This window comes from Microcoleus sp. FACHB-672 (assembly GCF_014695725.1).
GTDB lineage: Bacteria > Cyanobacteriota > Cyanobacteriia > Cyanobacteriales > Oscillatoriaceae > FACHB-68.
In genome coordinates this window covers 118,676-136,221 of sequence record NZ_JACJOU010000025.1, presented here as the reverse complement: position 1 = coordinate 136,221, position 17,546 = coordinate 118,676, and the positions used below count along the sequence as shown (strand labels likewise).

Genomic DNA, 17,546 nt, shown 5'->3' with positions numbered 1-17,546 from the left:
ATATTTTAATAAATTTTTTTAACAAAAGTTGCCGCCTCTATCGCCCACTAGCCGTGCAATTTTCTTAACAATTCAAAAGTCTCGCACAGAGGCAAATAAGTTTTTATACTTATCCTGGGAAATCGCTGAGGGTTTTATCTCTTCGGCTTGTGTGTAATTGTGAATACCGGCCAACAATCACTCACCTAAACTGAGGAAGAGACGAAGGTGGCAGTATTATCGCTGTAATTCAACTCGCTCTCCAAAGCGCAGCAGGCTATCCAGCGTAGCTAAGTGATTTTTCCAGGTTTTGACTTGATAAGGATTTTCTGAGGAATACAAGCGCATCCAGCTATCAAATTCTGCTTGAAAACGACTGAGTGACTGTTGAGCTGTGGCTAAATGACCGGCAGATGCTTCAGTTGCCAGTTGGTTTAAACTACTTTCCAGCGCTTGCGTTTTGGCGGTGAAGTCACTTAACTGCGGTTCTGCTATTTTTAGCTGATTATTTGCCAGCAGAAAATCCCATTGCCTTTGCAATGTCTTGAACCGTCCAGCAGCGGTGGCAAAAGGCTGCCGATACGGAACGGCTGCTGTACAGTTTGCACCGGCACATCCTTGAGTACGGCTGAAAATGCCCTGCAAACGGTTAGTGATATTCTCTGCCGCAAACAAGGCATAGCCCGGTGCCGGCAAATCTCGCAATGCCTGAATTTGATCCACTGCCACCACCTCGGGCAAATTCAGCAGCCGAATCCCCGGTAAAATCAAAGTTGCCCCCAGTGCCGGTGCGCTGTTATTCACTCCAGCCGCTAAAGTCAGCCAAGGTGCAGCCAACTTTTGCAATCCGCCGGTATCCATTGCGTAAGTCATCGGCACCACCAAATCCACATTTCCCTGCTGCGCCCATTCTTCCCAATTCTGCTGGATTTTGTTGAGGCGTTCGTTGCGAGGTAAGGGAAAAACCGCCGCTGAAACCATCACATTCGGACGCCGGCTGCGAATAAGTTTCGATGCCTCGGCAACAAAAGAGTCTATTTGGCGGATGCGGAACCCCGTCCACTGCCGCCACAATTCCGTATCGCTTGGCGAAATATCCGCTGGATCAACCCCTGCAAGTTGTCGAAATTGTTGACGTGCTGCTTTGCCATAGCCGTAGCTGCTGCCAAGTGCTGGATCTTGAAAGGGATAGCGAATGTAGTCTAGCTGCACCCCATCCACTTCATACCGGCTAACCACTTCATCCAATAGCTTGAGCAAGTAGCGACGTACTTCTGGATTTGCAGGGTCTAAAAATGGCTTGGTTTGCCCTCCCGGAATCATCTTGCCGCGATGATCGTAACCGGCCCAGTCTGGATGGGCGCTAATCAGGGGTCCCGGATAATCCGCCGGCTGGTTGAGCAGTACATTGTGACGCTGGTTGCCGGCAGCGAACACCCATACCCATGCGTGCAGTTCCATGCCTCGCTCGTGGGCTAACTTCACCCCAGCCGCAAGGGGGTCCCACCGGCGCGTTTGTGGATTCTGTTCTGGAGCGACTTCAGAGGGATAAATGGGATAGCCGGCATTAACGGTTTCAAAGAAAATTGTATTGAACCCTGCGGCTGCCAGCCGGTCAAAAACTGCAGCCAGTCCTCGCTCAGAGCCGGCTCTCACGATAGTGCCCCGATCTAACCAGATAGCGCGAATTTCTGGTTGAGCCACAGGCTGATCGGTCGGGTAATTTTCCCACAGCAGCCGTCGCGCCGCGACCCACTGCCGGCGCGCTTCAGTGTAATTCTTTTGTGCTAACAGTTGAGGAAATGCTTGCAATACTTGCCTCGCCTCAACGATTGCTTTTTCCGCAGCCCCTTGATTTGTTGCACGACGAGTGGCAGATTTATTGCCGGCTTCTGTCGGAGTTTCTGTGGCGAGATTTGCTGGATTATTTGCTGCGCTGGCAGATAATAAAGCACTTTCAACCCGCCCTAAAAGTTCGGCGAGTTCCTGGCGCATGGCGTTACCTTGGGCGCTGGTGATGGTTTGGGAGTCCGGGTTGATTTCCGGTTGTGCCGGCGCGACTTGCTCTGCTGGATCGCTAGAGTTTTGTGAGGGATTTGGGGATTTAGGGATTGCCGGTTGAGAATTGTCTCGCTCAGTCGCTCCCCCTCGCCTTTGTGCACCCTCTCCTCCTCTTCTAGATTCAACGGCTCCCCCTTGCCTTTGCTCCCCCTCTCCTTCTCTTCTAGATTCAACTGCACCCCCTCTCCTCGCCACCGGCATATCGGTGAGCTGAATTTCTCCATAACGGCTAAGGGTTGCTTGCAACCAGGCTGTATCAATTTCGGCGGACGCTGCACCTTTGCTTCCCCACTGCCAGCCAAAGAATGTGGCTTGTTCACTGGTGACGACGGCTGGGGATGAGGTGTTGGGGCAGGGTTGTGTGCCGGTGCAACTCCAGGTAGCAGCGGTTTGGCTCGATAAGCCGGCGGGAATTAACACGCCTCCAGGAACAGGTGTAGCGGTTAGTTCTGGAGATACCCAGGTGTCGCAGGGTTTGGCACCAATCGGGGCGTTGCGCCAGTCGCCGGTGCAAATTCGCATCGCTTGAACCGCTGAAGGCTCGGGTAGGGGAAACGCCCAGGATGCACCTAAGAGTGAGCGTAAGGCTTGACGCACGTCTGCGGAGGAGCGACTGCCAACCGGCCCTGATGCGATAACTCGACCGCCTTGGCTCATCCAGTCATCAAGGGCGTTCACTTGTGCCGGTGTTAGCGTTTCGATGTTGGCTAAAAATATAACTGTAGTGCCGGCTAGATCCGAAGCCCGATTAATTTGCGCGATATCGATAGTGCGATAAGCAATTCCCGCCGCATCTAAACGCTGAGTGATGCCGGCCCACTCTTGTGCGTTATCCGGACTCCGCACAACTCCCAAAACAATTTCTGCTGCCCGAGTAGATGCAACCCTGAAAAAAGAAAGAGAAATGATCAGAAACGCTAAAAATATCTTTTTCATTCTTTAATTTTTCAGGTATAATCTCGCACTGCCATAGCTTGCCTTGAGTCGTAGGAGAAAGCTAACTCCCCACAAATCCAAGCCAAAGGCAATTATTACCCATATTTAGGCAAAAACGCTTGCTGAGCATTTAGCGAACATTTCCCCTTAGTGGGAGTTTAAAAAGCAAACGAGAGGAATTCCTGTCGTTGCAGCAGCAACAATCCATGCCACAGCCAAACCCACAACCTCTCCCAAGAATAAGCCGGTGGCTTGGTGCAACAACCCGCCAACCGTCCACCCGATAGCCAGCGCCACCGCCCAACATACAGAACTCGTGATAATCCACCGCCAACCCGCCGTGACTTGTTTACCAATCACTAACCACTGCGCCAACCCGATCAACAATCCCATCTGTTCACCATTGATCGCCCCGTAAACGATTCTCAGAGGAATTTGAGGCGTTCTCGGTGTAAACCAGCCGAGTGCACCCAAACCCGTCACACCCAGCAATCCCCAACTGAGAACACACACCAATACCCACCATCCAGCATTAGAGATGCGCGATCTCAGAAAAAACCATTGGGCTAGCCCGATCACCGCACCGCCAATTGCCCCTTCAAAAGCTCCAATATCCGGTTTCTCACCAATTTCAATAAATAGTAAACTTACCAAAAAACCCGCAAGTGTGAGCAAAACCCACTGCAACCAAACAAAGAACTCTGTTTTGACAAACTTTAAACTCACAAACATTTAACTGACAAATCAGTATATTTCACACCAACCGATAACCCATTTGCACCCATCCGCGTTTATCTGTGTATGCCGATGCTTAACGGCACGCTGCGCTATCATCTAGGCTTAAAACAATCTTATAAACCAGGCACCCACAACCTATTTACTTCTAACATCTGCATCAGAAAAAATTGCTTCAAACCCCTTTCTCCGCTGCCGTGGCGACTCTGGCGTGAGATAACTCCACAAACTCTCCCAGTAAAAGAAAGATACTCCATAAAATCCGCCCTCACGCACTAGCTCTACCTGCTTTTGAATCTGTTCCATAGCCACAGGATTTCTCCAAGTGCCGGTTGTAATTCCCACTCCAACAGGAATTTTACGACGGGCGATCTGAACCGCCGGCACTTTTAATTCTGCCTGAAAGCGAATCAGATCATTGCGATACACCTGCAATATTAAATCTTCCACCAAACCCTGCTCTACCCAAGTTTGCCAATCTTGGAGATAATTTCTATAAGCAAAAGAGTGCGAGTTAGAAGAAAGAGAGACGATCACATCGGGCTTGACAGCTTTGACCGCGTGAAATAACTCTTGCATGAAATGAGTAATTTTGTCGGCTCGCCAGCGCATCCACTCGACGTCTAGAAAGTCACTGGGGGGATTTTGACCCTGATGTTCTAGCCGGTAAAGCTCGACTGTCAAAGGATCATAACCTAGCTCCACCGGCATCCCAAAATGATCATCTAGCTGAATGCCATCAACATCATAATTGCTAACAACTTCCACAATCAGCTCACGGATAAACTGCTGCACTTCTGGATGCAGAGGATTCAGCCAAACTTGCTTAGGTATGAAAAAAGATGATGCGGCGGGAAAAATACCAGGCTTGCCGACATTCTGCTGCGGGGTTCGCTTTGCACCTTCTTGAGCTGCCTGTTCATCCGGAATTTCTTTAATACTTTTGCTACTATCGCGCCTAGTTGTGAGCCAGTCTGGGTGACGCTGGGCGAGTTGTGAGTGTGCCGGTGCCATGAAGCCATATTCAAACCAGGGGATTACTTTTAAGTGCCGGCGATGTCCCTGCTTAAGAATTTCCGCCAGAGTATCTTCAAAGGGGCGCATCACTGCCAACAGGGGTTCTTGCGAACGCCCTGTAACGTCTTGCGCGACAGCACTTGGATAAAACGTGTGTCCCCGGTTCCAGACGACGGGATAGACGGTGTTGAAGTTGAGTTGAGACAGTTGGTGCAGTGCGCGGTTAATTCCCCAAGGGACGAACAAAACGCCACTGGTGACATTCGTTAACCAAACACCGCGTAGTTCTGTTGAAGCCGGCTTAATTTGAGGCGTGGCTAAAGAAGAAGTTGATAGTGCAATTATCAATCCCAGGCATAGCAAGTATTTGAACCAAGTATGAGGTTTTTTGTTCATTCCACATCTTGTGATCGAGCTATGGCTGGACTTGAGTGCGGTAGGTGTTGAGAACGCTTAGCAGTGAACAAGGCTGTCCTTAAAGGAAGCCCAACATATATAGCGCAAATTCAGCATTTTATCAAGCTTTGAACCCTATATCTAATCGTGTATAGTCGTGATCTACTGATGTGTCCTGACCCGAAAAGACTTATGGTTCGAGAATTAGAGCGAACACGCCCAACCGGCGAGTTTCCCGCAACGGCACCGGCAGCCAATCCGGTATTTTTTAGGACGTACAGCCGCCGCACAGAAGCCGGTCGAGAGACTTGGGAAGAGGTGTGTAAGCGCACTGTGGAGGGGTTGGCGAAACTTGGCAAACTCACCCCCGATGAAATTGAACTTTTGATGCAGATGCAGCGCCGGCTCAAAGCGCTTACCTCCGGGCGCTGGCTGTGGGTTGGGGGCAGCGAATGGATCGAGCAATCCCAAAATTTCTCAGGTGCATACAATTGTTCATCAACCAACATCGCTGACTGGCGTGCCTTTGGCCTGCTGATGGATTTGGCGATGATGGGTTGTGGCACCGGAGCAGTCCTCGAACCAAAGTATATCAACCAATTGCCGGCAATTCGCAATCGGCTCAATGTCGAAATTCAAGGCGAAATCGGCTTAACTCCCGCACAAAATCGCCGTGAAAAGTCTGAAGTCAAAATTACTGGAAACGAGGTATTAATTCATGTTGGAGATTCTCGCCAAGGTTGGGTAAAGTCTTATCAAACTTTGCTGGAATTGTCAACAGATGAGCGTTTTTCAGATGAAGTTAAAGTCATCATTAATATTAGTGATGTCAGGCCGGCAGGAGAACCCTTAAAAGGATTTGGTGGAGTCGCAAATCCTGTTAGATTGCTAGAGCTTTATGAGCGGTGTTCAGCAATTTTAAATAAGGCCCTTGGTCGGCAATTAAATTCAGTTGAATGCTGTTTATTAATTGATGAAGCAGCAGTGACAATTGTGGCCGGAAATATCCGCCGGTGTCTACCCGAAGATGCTCTGGTTCACACATCCAAAGGTCTAGTACCCATTCGGGATGTGAAGGTTGGGGACTTGGTACAGACGCCCTTGGGCTTCCGTAAAGTCGTTAACAAATTTGATCAGGGGTTTCAAGACGTATACGAAGTTGAAACGAACGCCACATATCCTAGGGCAACTCTTAATCACAGACAAGCGGTTCTTGCCACTACTCAGGGGGAGATTACTTGGAAGCGAGTGGATGAGCTGGCAGCCAATGACAGACTGATGCACAACACGCAAGTTTTGCCAGGAACTGTGACTCATTTGCCTCAAGACTTTACGGCACCGCGACCCAATCAAAGCCGAACAGTGAAACCCCTAATTATTCCGGATCTAACGCCTGATGTTGCCTGGTTAATTGGGTTCACTCATGGAGATGGATATGTTGCTTTGGGTCGTAATAAACATGATAAGCCCTATGGATATGTTGCATGGGCAATGAATGGGTTAGATGCTCAATTGACACCCAGGATTCAAGCAAAACTTGATTCAGTCTTGGCTGAATTCGGACTAACAGCCGTTCATAATTTAGTCAGGGGGGAAAATACAGCTAAATCAATTTGCTCATCTATTCGATTTGCAGAATACTTCCACAAATACATCAAACGTCCTAACACTTCCCTTGAAGTGCCTAACTTTATCTTGCAAGGAAGTGTGGATGTTAGAGCTGCTTATTTAGCGGGATTGATGGACAGCGACGGCGCTGTTAACAACCGTCCGCCTTACTTACTCACAACCGTTTACAAGCCTTTTATTCGTCAGGTTGGTGTGGTTCTATCTAGCTTAGGAATTGCCGGCAGAATTAGCATTACACAACCTCAGAATGAAGGATGGCGTGCAAAGTACAATCTTACAATTCTCGCTTTCAAGGGACGCTATAATGCTTTAATCGCCCCTCATTCTGTGAAAGGTGAATTACGCCAAGGATTAAAAATGTATGGATTTACGATTCCTGGCGAAATGATGCACGAAGCCTATACTTACAGTGAAATGCGAGCAATGGGCTTTCAGGGAGCACGTCAAGTAGACTCAAACTATGAGCGCTACATTGCTGAAACAGAGGTCATCTTTGATATTCCTGTGACGGTTAAAGGCTTAGGTAGCTATGACCATCTCCAAACTTATGACATTGAAGTTGAAGAAGCCCATTGCTTCTACTGTGATGGCTACTTAACTCATAATAGTGCCGGCATGAGACAAGGCTCAAACGACGATGATTTGTTTGCTGGCGCTAAAACCAATCTCTGGCAGCAAGATGAAAACGGGAACTGGCGAATTGATCCCGAAAGAGACGCGCTGCGGATGGCAAACCACACCAGAGTTTTTCACACGAAGCCCACTCTAGAAGAAACAATAGAGGCGGTGCGGAAACAATATTATTCCGGCGAAGGTGCAATTCAGTGGGCCGGTGAAGCAATCGCCAGAGCTAATAATGATTTATTGCCGAATCAAGAAACTAAAAAGGCATTTTTGAAAGCTTATCAAGAAGGAACAATTAAAGAATGGTTCCACACAAGCTATCCGAATATGCCAGAACAGGAGTTAGAGCATCGGTTAGCCCGTTTGGGCTTAAACCCGTGTGGTAGATAATTTTGCCTCACGTTAAAAACCCCGCAAATACGGGGAAAGCTGAAATGCTAATCCCGTGGTAATCAGAAGAACTAAAACGCTTTTGACACCGTACAGCGTAGAGAGTGAAACTAGATGACAATACAAGAAGCTATCTAGAATATAATCTCTCCAAGAGTGTGGGGGCGCGAAAACAATATGCCAGATGATTACAGGTTAATCATGTAATAGAAAGGCACTCCTTTAGTATTAGAGGAATTGCGCGCAAAAGGTACGCGGAGCTACTGCAAAAATAAAGCAGTAGAACTAAAGGATAAAAAGCCTTTAGGATAACAAAACTGGAAATTATTGGCTCTAATTTTCACTGTAATCTTGCGGAGGTTCACTTAAATCAAATTAATCCGAAAAACGAAAAGGAAATTGAGGACGCTTTTACCGCCGGCGCATTATCGGTCGCGGTATTGCTCAATCACAAATTCCTTGAACCCCGCTATCAATACAGCCGGGAATTAGACCCTATTGTGGGGGTTTCCTTCACCGGCTTGTTTGACTTCTTCGTGAATGCCTTTGGCGTAGACTGGCTGCGCTGGTGGCAAGAAGGACGACCGGCAACACCACAAGGAGTCGAGTTTAAACGGCAAGAACAGGAGTATCTCACGCGCTGGAAAGATATTGTGAATCGCGTGGTTTGGGATTACTGTGACCGGCACGGATTGAAACGCCCCAATCGCTGCACAACTGTACAACCATCTGGCACAAAATCATTACTGACAAGTGCAAGTCCGGGTTGGCATCCCCCCAAAGCACAACGATTTATTCGGCGCATTACCTTCCGGAAAAATGACCCGGTTGCACTGGCCTGTATTGACTATGGTTACAGTGTGATTCCCTCGCAATCTGACAAAGATGAAAACGGCAATCTTTTAAATGATCCGTTTGATCCCCGGTGTTCAGAATGGCTAGTAGAAATTCCTGTTGCAGTCCCTTGGGCTGATTTACAAGGTGCTGATGAAATCGACATCAACAAGTTTTCTGCACTCGCACAAATGGACTTTTATATGCAAGTCCAAAAATTCTATGTGCGGCATAACACATCAGCAACAATCGAGTTGCGCGAGAACGAAATAGAAGCCTTGGGAACGCAGATTTATGAAGCGATCCGAGATGATGCCGGTTATATTTCAGCCGCACTTCTGGCGCGTTTCGATTCTCTGCAAGCCTTCCCGCGTTTGCCGTTTGAGCCGGTGGATAAGTCAACTTATGAGCAGTTAATGCAAGAAGTGCTAATTCGTCGCCAAACCGATAATTTCCTCGCTGCCCTCAAGCGTTATGATTCAGGGGAAATGCCAGATGCCGGCCCTGCAGGGTGTGATTCAGATAAATGTCTGATGCCAGAGCAAAAACCTGAGTAAGTACAATTAGCCACTCCCCTGCCCCTGCCCCCTAGGAACGCGCTAGGATACCAGAAGACGCAAACACACCGGCACGATTAGGAGACTTCCCATGTTCCTTGACGAACTGACCCCAGTTTTTAAAGAACTCGCCCAAAATCCCGTTGCTTTCATGGGGGGATTCTTTTCCGGCATTCTCCGGCTCAACCTTTCTGATGAGCCGGTTAAAAGCTGGCTTGATAAGCAAGCCGGCACCACCACCTACACATCTGCCGGTAGAGACAACAACGGCAACAGCAGTGGCCCTCAGTCAATTACCATTGACTAACATTTCGTTTAACTCAAACTGAGTAATCGCAAGGTCTGCCAATTCTTGGCAGACCTTTTGTTTTATTTTTCTCTGTTGCTTAGTTCAGCTAATTCGCTCTTTGTTTAACGCCCCAAAGCAATTTATATTTACCAGCTAACCGAACCCAAGATAAAATATAAAAGATAATTTTCTAGAATTTAGATTACTTTAAACAGACTTTTATTTTAACAAGCTTGATGAAACCGGCCTCTAACTTCAAAGCTGCCATCACTTTAGGCTGTTGAAGTGCCGACGAAACAGATATAGCATTTCCAATTGTCTTCAATCTAAAGTTTCAAATCCAAATAACTCATTGAGAATCACCCTTTAGGATATTGACACTTAGCAGACAATCCCTTTTGGAGGGGGTTTGGGGGACGCAACCGTCCCCCAATGGGGGGTTTGGGGGGAAGCCCCCCAAGGTCTTTCAGGCTTCCCCCAATCTTTCAGCCAATAGAGAACCGCCTTATCACCTATGCCGGCAGTAACCAAACCGCGCGCACACTCCCACAGAATTAACCGTATAGCAAAGATGCACTGCCCATTCAGCAATCGAGCCAGGATAAGTTAAAATACTCAGACAAGTTGGGAATGATAAAGTTTCTTTAGTTCATCTAAAGTTACCCACCTGTTCTGAAATGCCTCCCTAAGATAGTAAGTGAGGACTGACCGAGCATTGCGGGCCAAGCGGAGCAACCGGCTGCGGCTTTCCTCCAACACGAGTGCGCTTAATCGATAGGGAGGATAAAAACAATGGCAGAACCCAATCAGCCTGTAGCGCAGGAATACGCTTTGGATCGCGATTGTACGACACTATCGCGTCACGTCTTGGAGCAACTCCATAGCTTCTCTTCAGACGCTCAGGATCTCAGCGCCATCATGAATCGCATAGCCCTCGCAGCTAAGCTGATTTCTCGCCGGCTCAGTCGAGCTGGGTTACTTGAAGGTGCCCTAGGATTCACCGGCGAGGTGAATGTGCAGGGAGAAACCGTCAAAAAAATGGATGTCTATGCCAATGAGGTTTTTATCTCAGTATTCAAGCAAAGCGGCCTTGTGTGTCGCTTGGCATCCGAGGAGATGGAAAAACCCTACTACATTCCAGAAAACTGCCCCATTGGACGCTATACCCTCCTCTACGACCCCATAGATGGTTCTTCCAATCTAGATATCAATCTGAATTTGGGTTCCATCTTCGCCATTCGCCAGCAAGAAGGAAACGATGAGAATGGAGAAGCCCTCGACTTGCTGCAAAACGGACGGAAGCAAATCGCCGCCGGCTACATTCTCTATGGCCCAAGCACCATGCTGGTTTATTCGATCGGCACCGGCGTTCATGCCTTCACCCTCGATCCCAGCTTAGGTGAATTCATCCTCTCCCATGAAAACATCCGCGTTCCCAAGCACGGTTCCATTTACAGCGTTAACGAAGGCAACTTCTGGCAGTGGGAGGAATCGATCCGGGACTACATCCGCTATGTCCACCGTCATGAAGGCTATTCTGCCCGCTATGGCGGCGCACTGGTGGGAGACTTCCACCGCATCTTGTTTCAAGGCGGCGTGTTTTTGTATCCCGGTACAGTCAAAAAACCGGAAGGTAAACTGCGCTTGCTCTACGAAACCGCTCCTTTAGCGTTTTTAATCGAGCAAGCCGGCGGGCGGGCAAGCACCGGCACCCAAGATATCTTAGATGTGGTGGCGGAAAAAATTCATGCTCGTACCCCTCTGATCATCGGCAGTCAGGATGATGTGGAACAGGTAGAGTCGTTCATTAAAGAGCGAGCTGAAGAAAAAACACGTAAAAATCAGCATTCAGCCGTCAGTTAATTTGAGATTGGTAATCTACAATCCCAAATTCACTCATCAAAGCTTCCACAATACAACCAGTACAAATCGTCAAAATTTAACCGAGAACAACCATGACAAACAATCCTTTATTGCAGATCGGACAAGAATACGGTCAAAGTATCTGGATGGATAATTTGAGCCGCAGTATTATCGAGTCTGGCGAACTCAAAGAGATGATTGAATCGCGCGGCATCATGGGGATCACCTCCAACCCAGCGATTTTTGAAAAAGCGATCGTCGGTAATGCCGCCTACGACGCGGATATCGAAGCCGGGATCAAAGCCGGTAAATCGATTCAAGAGATTTATGAATCCCTGGTGTTTGAAGATATTCGCAACGCCTGCGATATCTTGCGCGGCGTCTATCACGAGTCCAACGGTTTAGATGGATACGTGAGTATTGAAGTGCCGCCCAACATGGCCCACAATAGCGAACAGACACTGGAAGCAGCCAACAGCTATTACGAAGCCATAGGCCGGGAAAACGTGATGATTAAAATCCCTGGCACACCCGAAGGCTTAAAAGCCGTGGAAAAAGTCATCGCAGCCGGCATCAACGTTAACGTGACCTTGTTGTTCTCGGTTGACAGTTATGTAGAGAGTGCCTGGGCCTATATTCGCGGGTTAGAAGATCGCCTTGCTGCCGGCCAAGACATTTCTAACATCGCATCCGTTGCCAGTTTCTTCATCAGCCGCATTGATATCAACGTCGATGCCCGTCTGGACAAGCTGATCGCAGCCGCAAGCGACGAAGCCGAGAAAGAGCGGTTGCGCCAAATGAAAGGCAAATTTGCCATCGCCAATGCCAAGCTCGCTTACCAAAAATACAAAGAGATCATCAAGACTGATCGCTGGAAAGCCTTGGCAGCCAAAGGCGCAAAAGTGCAGCGCTTGTTGTGGGCTTCCACCGGCACCAAAGACCCCAGTTACAGCGATGTCCTCTACGTCGATGAACTTGTCGGCCCTGACACCGTTAACACCATGCCGCCGGCAACCATTGAAGCCTGTGCGGATCACTGCGACGCAGCCAGCCGCATCGAAACCGATGTGGAAGGGGCTTATAAGCTGGCAGAAGAACTGCCGAAGTTGGGGATCAATCTTGATGAAGTTATGACAGAACTTCTAGTAGAAGGGATCGATAAATTCGTTACGCCCTTCCAGTCCCTGACAAAATCCCTGCAAGACAAAGTTGACAAGTTAGCGCCTGTGTAAGTGAGAAGAACTGTCGGGAATTGGGCAGGAGGCGTTTGGGCAGTGGCGAGTCTGCTACCCTTCATCCATCCTCGATTTCCAATTCCCAACCCCAATTCTCGCCCTTAGTTTGCAAAGTCCTAGGAAGTATCCTGCCGGCTGGCTGGGACGGGCAACAATAACAGAAGAAGTTCGGGCTGAAATCAAGGCTGAGTCTCAGGGAAAAATTAATTCTTTGACTCAGCAACTTGAATGGATGACGGCAAAATATGACACCGTTAACTATCAGTTTGAAGAGATGACGGCAAAATATGAAGCTGTATTAGCAAGACTGGAAGTCATAGAACGAGGAAGGTAGATGGTAGCAGTATTAGAAAATCCCCTGCGCGTAGGACTGACTCAAGAACGAACCCCGGAACCTTTAATTTTGGTGATTTTCGGGGCGTCGGGAGACTTGACTCAACGTAAACTCGTGCCGGCAATTTATCACTTAAGACGCGAGAGACGACTGCCGGCGGAAATGACCATTGTGGGCGTTGCACGGCGCGACTGGAGCCACGACTACTTCCGTGAGCAAATGCGTGAAGGCGTCGAGCAGTTCTCCGATGGCATTGGTTCTGAGGAGCTGTGGCAAGATTTCTCCGAAGGTTTGTACTACTGTTCCGGTGACATCGACAACCCAGAAAGCTACCAAAAACTGAAAGCTTTCTTAAGCGAACTGGACGGCAAACGCGGGACGCGCGGCAACCGAGTGTTCTACCTCTCGGTTTCCCCCAAATTTTTCCCAGAAGCCATTCGCCAGCTGGGTACAGCACAAATGCTGGCAGATGCGATGAAAACCCGCTTGGTGATTGAAAAACCCTTTGGGCGGGACTTGGGTTCAGCCCAGTCTCTCAACCGGGTCGTGCAACAAGTCTGCAAAGAAAATCAGATTTATCGCATTGACCACTACTTGGGTAAAGAAACCGTCCAAAACCTTTTGGTGTTTCGCTTTGCCAATGCCATCTTTGAACCGTTGTGGAACCGGCAATTTGTCGATCACGTTCAGATCACCGTGGCAGAAACCGTAGGGGTAGAAGATCGAGCCGGCTACTACGAAACCTCTGGGGCGTTGCGGGACATGGTGCAAAACCACCTGATGCAGTTGTTCTGCCTGACGGCGATGGAAGCGCCCAACTCCCTAAGCGCCGACAGTATCCGCACAGAAAAAATGAAAGTTCTCCAGGCAACTCACTTGGCGGATCTCCGTAACCTGGAAGCCTCTGCGGTTCGAGGGCAATACTCAGCCGGCTGGATGAAAGGCGAACCCGTACCCGGATATCGGGAAGAACCCGGCGTCAACCCCAACTCCATCACCCCCACTTATGTGGCGATGAAGTTGCAGGTGGATAACTGGCGCTGGCAAGGTGTGCCTTTCTATCTGCGAACCGGCAAACGCTTACCTAAAAAAGTTACGGAAATTGCGATTCAGTTCCGCGAAGTGCCATTTTTAATCTTTCAGTCAGCCGCCCAACAGGCAAGCCCAAATGTGCTGACGATGCGAATTCAGCCGAATGAGGGCATTTCCTTGCGCTTTGAAGTGAAAACGCCAGGAACAGATCTGCGGACGCGATCGGTAGATATGGATTTTAGCTACGGTTCAACGTTTGGCAAGACTTCAGGTGATGCTTATGACCGGCTACTGATCGATTGTATGTTGGGCGATCAAACACTGTTCACCCGTGGCGATGAAGTGGAAGAAGCTTGGCGAGTTGTCAGTCCCGCACTCACCGCCTGGGAATCACCCACTGATCCCGCCTCGATTCCACAGTACGAGGCGGGCACCTGGGAGCCAACAGAGGCCGAACAGATGATGGAACGCGATGGCCGCAGGTGGCGCAGACTGTAGTGTGAATGGCTAATCGCTAATGGCGTTTTCTGCGGGGTTGGCGGTTGGTGATTAATCGTATCGAGAGCTACAAACAATTGTCCAACCGCCACTCAACAATGAAGAACAGGTAATTGGTAATCAGTCAATCGCAAATAACAGACCACTTTTGACAAAGGACAAGTGACAAATGACAACACAAACGGCTCCAATTCTTTCCCTACAGCCGCCTAAAGATGTTTCCATTAGTGAAATTGAGGCGGAACTCAGTCAAATTTGGCAAGCTTTTAATGCCGTTGGCGATGATGGAAATGTGCCGGCGGCGACGCGGGCAACCACATTTAGCTTGCTGGTTTACGAACCTGAAGAAACCCAACAATTACTAGCCGTCTTAGGCTTTTACACCGGCCCTGTTGATGGCATCGGTGGCCCTCGCATGGAAGCAGCGCTCAAGCAAGCTCAGAAAACTTACGGGCTGTCGGTGACGGGCAAGCCAAACGAAGAAACGCTGGCTAAACTGCGCGAAGCTTGGCTCAAACAACGTGGGGCAGACTCAAACGGAGATGGCAGTAGCAGAAGAGCCACCGCCTTGGATGCGAGAAGCGCTGTAGCCGATGAGATCGCCTCTCGCAACCCCTGTCGGATTATTGCTCTGTGCCCGGTATCGGGGGAAGATGAAGGGGTCAGCGCTCAAGTTTCCGCCTATTGCCCTATCCAAAAACACAGTCAAAGCACGCTGGTTTGCTGCGAATACATCACCCTCAAAGGCACCGTAGAAGCTCTAGAACGGGTTGGTGGGATGATTTCAGCGCTTTTAATTGGAGAACTGCCCAAGTTCCTCTGGTGGAAAGCCGCCCCGGATCTCAATAATCACGGTTTGTTTAAGCGGCTGGCAGAACTGTCTAACTGTGTGATTGTTGATTCTTGCCAGTTTAACGTTCCAGAATCCGATTTACTACAGGTGCAACACCTTGTAGAGTCAGGCATTCCAGTTGCTGATTTGAACTGGCGGCGGCTGGCGGCTTGGCAAGAGTTGACGGCTGAGGCGTTCGATCCACCCGAACGTCGTGCTGCTCTTCAGGAAGTTAATCGGGTAACAATTGATTACGAAAAAGGCAACCCCGATCAAGCGCTGATGTTCTTGGGTTGGCTAGGTAGCCGGCTCCATTGGCAACCGATTTCTTATGAAAAAGAAGGCGGAGATTATGATATCAAGCGCATTAAATTCCTAACCCAAGATCAGCGAGAAGTGGAAGCTGAATTGGCGGGAATTCCCACGGCAGACTGGGGAGATATCCCTGGTGATTTAATCGGTTTGCGCTTGACTTCTACCAATGCAGATGCTGACTGCTGCACGGTGCTGTGCTCTGAAACAACGGGTTGTATGCGGATGGAAGCCGGTGGCGGTGCCCAATCTTGCCGCATTCAGCAAGTCGCGCCGATGAGCGATCAAAAGGCTGAGTATTTGCTCAGTCAGCAGTTGCAACGTTGGGGACGCGAGATGCTTTATGAAGAAAGTCTGGCAGTCACGGCGGAGATTATCAGGTTAATTGAGGGCGTTGAGGACTAATTGTTCATCGTTCATTGTTCATTAGCCTCAAACTTTTGAACAGTGAACCGTGAAGCAGAAACAACTATGGCTTTAGTCATTGCCGGCGAACGCAGTGGGGTAGGCAAAACAACCGTGACGCTTGCCCTACTGGCGTCTTTAAGGCGTCGGGGTTTTAATGTTCAATCGTTTAAAGTTGGCCCGGATTATATCGATCCGATGTTTCACCAATATGTCACGGGCCGGCCTTGTCGCAATTTAGATCCGGTGCTGACTTCTGAAGCCTATGTGGGGCAGTGTTTTGCCCAGCACACAGCATCGGTAGAATTCGCCCTAGTAGAAGGGGTAATGGGCTTGTTTGATGGGGTGAAAGCGCTTGGTAAATCCGAACCTATGCCCCATGCCCAATTCCCATTGCCCAAAAATGACTTTGCCAGTACCGCCCACATTGCAAGGCTACTACAACTGCCGGTGTTGCTAGTGATTGATTGCAGCCGGCTATCCGGTTCAGTGGCTGCGATCACTCATGGTTATCGTTCACTCGATCCCCGCCTCCATTTCGCCGGCATCGTCCTCAACCGCGTCGGTAGCGATCGCCACTTGCAACTATTAGAAGAGGCTCTCGAACCGCTACAATTACCGATTCTGGGCGTGTTGCGCCGGCAAGATAATATTACCCTTCCCGACCGGCATCTGGGCTTAGTGCCGGCAAATGAATTAACAGATTTAGATGCGGTACTTGACAAACTTGCACATATTGGTAAGAACTGCTTTAACTGGGATCGCTTGTTGCCTTTATTAAAAATTGAAGAACAAACCACAGATAAACACAGATATACACAGATGCCAGAAAAACATCTGCGTTTATCTGCGTTTATCTGCGGTTCAAAATCAAAAATCCGATTAGGTGTCGCACATGATCGCGCCTTCAATTTCTACTATCAAGATAATTTAGATATTCTCGAATCTTTCGGTGCCGAATTAGTATTTTGGAGTCCGTTAAAAGATCGCTTGCCGGCAGACTTACAGGGATTATATTTTGGGGGCGGATTCCCCGAAGTCTTTGCCGAAAAATTAAGCAAAAATTCCCAAGTATTGCCGGCAGTTAAACAAGCAATTGCAGCAGGAATGCCGGTTTATGCCGAGTGCGGCGGACTGATGTATTTATGCGAAGAAATTGTTGATTTTGAGGGGCATACTTGGCAGATGGTGGGAGCGCTGCCGGCAACGGCGGTGATGGGCAAGCGTTTAACATTAGGATATCGACAAGCAACTGCCTTGCAAAATACAGCGCTACTAGCTGCCGGTGAGACTGTTTATGGGCATGAATTTCACCGCTCAGAACTCACCCTTTTAGAAAGAGAGGGAGAGGCGAGTATTATTAATGTACTAACACCGCTCTATAAGGCTGTTGGCATCTCTCCTCAGCTTTCGGCTAGCGCAGGAGTAATGGAAGGGTGGACATCCCATCAGTTACACGCTTCTTATATTCATCTGCATTGGGGCGCTTGTCCAGAGATGCCGGCTCGATTTTTACAGAATTGCTCAAAGTTCAATCATTTTTCAAATTCGGTCGATAAAAGTTAAGTTTTCCTTGTAACTATAAAAT

At 48.8% G+C, this 17,546-nt stretch carries 12 protein-coding genes; 9 read left to right on the top strand and 3 right to left on the bottom strand.

Annotated elements, in window-relative coordinates; all coding sequences use genetic code 11:
* Window positions 1-216 precede the first annotated feature (216 nt).
* From H6F56_RS20075 to H6F56_RS20065, 3 genes are all read right to left on the bottom strand, one after another.
* Window positions 217-2,976, bottom strand: coding sequence for a family 10 glycosylhydrolase (locus H6F56_RS20075; RefSeq protein WP_190671690.1), 2,760 nt, complete (start codon window positions 2,974-2,976; stop codon window positions 217-219).
* Window positions 2,977-3,123: 147 nt separating this feature from the next.
* The gene (locus H6F56_RS20070; protein WP_309236588.1) at window positions 3,124-3,702 is read right to left on the bottom strand and encodes a hypothetical protein; all 579 of its coding nucleotides are present in this window, start codon (window positions 3,700-3,702) and stop codon (window positions 3,124-3,126) included.
* A 147-nt stretch (window positions 3,703-3,849) separates the two neighbouring features.
* On the bottom strand, window positions 3,850-5,124 hold the full coding sequence (locus H6F56_RS20065; protein ID WP_190671685.1) for a glycoside hydrolase family 10 protein: 1,275 nt from the start codon (window positions 5,122-5,124) through the stop codon (window positions 3,850-3,852).
* A gap of 192 nt (window positions 5,125-5,316) precedes the next feature.
* Here H6F56_RS20065 and H6F56_RS26510 point away from each other — a divergent pair, with 192 nt between their 5' ends.
* The 9 genes from H6F56_RS26510 to H6F56_RS20020 all read left to right on the top strand — a co-directional run bounded on the left by H6F56_RS26510 (window position 5,317) and on the right by H6F56_RS20020 (window position 17,524).
* A complete protein-coding gene (locus H6F56_RS26510) occupies window positions 5,317-7,767 on the top strand; it encodes an LAGLIDADG family homing endonuclease (RefSeq protein WP_242032093.1) in 2,451 nt (816 codons plus the stop codon).
* A gap of 308 nt (window positions 7,768-8,075) precedes the next feature.
* Window positions 8,076-9,158: a ribonucleoside-triphosphate reductase, adenosylcobalamin-dependent gene (gene nrdJ / locus H6F56_RS20055; protein ID WP_309236590.1), complete on the top strand. Its 1,083-nt coding sequence runs from the start codon at window positions 8,076-8,078 to the stop codon at window positions 9,156-9,158.
* A gap of 91 nt (window positions 9,159-9,249) precedes the next feature.
* Window positions 9,250-9,465: a hypothetical protein gene (locus tag H6F56_RS20050; protein ID WP_190671684.1), complete on the top strand. Its 216-nt coding sequence runs from the start codon at window positions 9,250-9,252 to the stop codon at window positions 9,463-9,465.
* 774 nt (window positions 9,466-10,239) lie between these two features.
* Window positions 10,240-11,310, top strand: a complete 1,071-nt coding sequence (gene fbp / locus H6F56_RS20045) for a class 1 fructose-bisphosphatase (RefSeq protein ID WP_190671683.1) — start codon at window positions 10,240-10,242, stop codon at window positions 11,308-11,310.
* Between the two features lie 92 nt (window positions 11,311-11,402).
* On the top strand, window positions 11,403-12,542 hold the full coding sequence (tal, locus tag H6F56_RS20040) for a transaldolase (RefSeq protein ID WP_190671681.1): 1,140 nt from the start codon (window positions 11,403-11,405) through the stop codon (window positions 12,540-12,542).
* A 109-nt stretch (window positions 12,543-12,651) separates the two neighbouring features.
* Window positions 12,652-12,879 carry a hypothetical protein gene (locus tag H6F56_RS20035; protein ID WP_190671680.1) on the top strand — a complete coding sequence of 76 codons (228 nt, stop codon included), beginning with the start codon at window positions 12,652-12,654 and terminating at the stop codon, window positions 12,877-12,879.
* Entirely contained in the window at window positions 12,880-14,409 is a 1,530-nt protein-coding gene (zwf, locus tag H6F56_RS20030) for a glucose-6-phosphate dehydrogenase (RefSeq protein WP_190671679.1), read from the top strand.
* A 169-nt stretch (window positions 14,410-14,578) separates the two neighbouring features.
* Complete coding sequence (opcA, locus tag H6F56_RS20025; RefSeq protein WP_190671678.1) at window positions 14,579-15,958, top strand: glucose-6-phosphate dehydrogenase assembly protein OpcA; 1,380 nt, start codon at window positions 14,579-14,581, stop codon at window positions 15,956-15,958.
* A gap of 66 nt (window positions 15,959-16,024) precedes the next feature.
* Window positions 16,025-17,524, top strand: coding sequence for a cobyrinate a,c-diamide synthase (locus tag H6F56_RS20020; RefSeq protein ID WP_190671677.1), 1,500 nt, complete (start codon window positions 16,025-16,027; stop codon window positions 17,522-17,524).
* Window positions 17,525-17,546: the final 22 nt, after the last annotated feature.

What these genes read in the sequence shown, in the direction of transcription:
- H6F56_RS20075 (WP_190671690.1), bottom strand. Translation starts at nt 2,976, where the DNA reads ATGAAAAAGATATTTTTAGCGTTTCTGATCATTTCTCTTTCTTTTTTC.
- H6F56_RS20065 (WP_190671685.1), bottom strand. Translation starts at nt 5,124, where the DNA reads ATGAACAAAAAACCTCATACTTGGTTCAAATACTTGCTATGCCTGGGA.
- H6F56_RS26510 (WP_242032093.1), top strand. Translation starts at nt 5,317, where the DNA reads ATGGTTCGAGAATTAGAGCGAACACGCCCAACCGGCGAGTTTCCCGCA.
- H6F56_RS20050 (WP_190671684.1), top strand. Translation starts at nt 9,250, where the DNA reads ATGTTCCTTGACGAACTGACCCCAGTTTTTAAAGAACTCGCCCAAAAT.
- fbp (WP_190671683.1), top strand. Translation starts at nt 10,240, where the DNA reads ATGGCAGAACCCAATCAGCCTGTAGCGCAGGAATACGCTTTGGATCGC.
- tal (WP_190671681.1), top strand. Translation starts at nt 11,403, where the DNA reads ATGACAAACAATCCTTTATTGCAGATCGGACAAGAATACGGTCAAAGT.
- zwf (WP_190671679.1), top strand. Translation starts at nt 12,880, where the DNA reads ATGGTAGCAGTATTAGAAAATCCCCTGCGCGTAGGACTGACTCAAGAA.
- opcA (WP_190671678.1), top strand. Translation starts at nt 14,579, where the DNA reads ATGACAACACAAACGGCTCCAATTCTTTCCCTACAGCCGCCTAAAGAT.
- H6F56_RS20020 (WP_190671677.1), top strand. Translation starts at nt 16,025, where the DNA reads ATGGCTTTAGTCATTGCCGGCGAACGCAGTGGGGTAGGCAAAACAACC.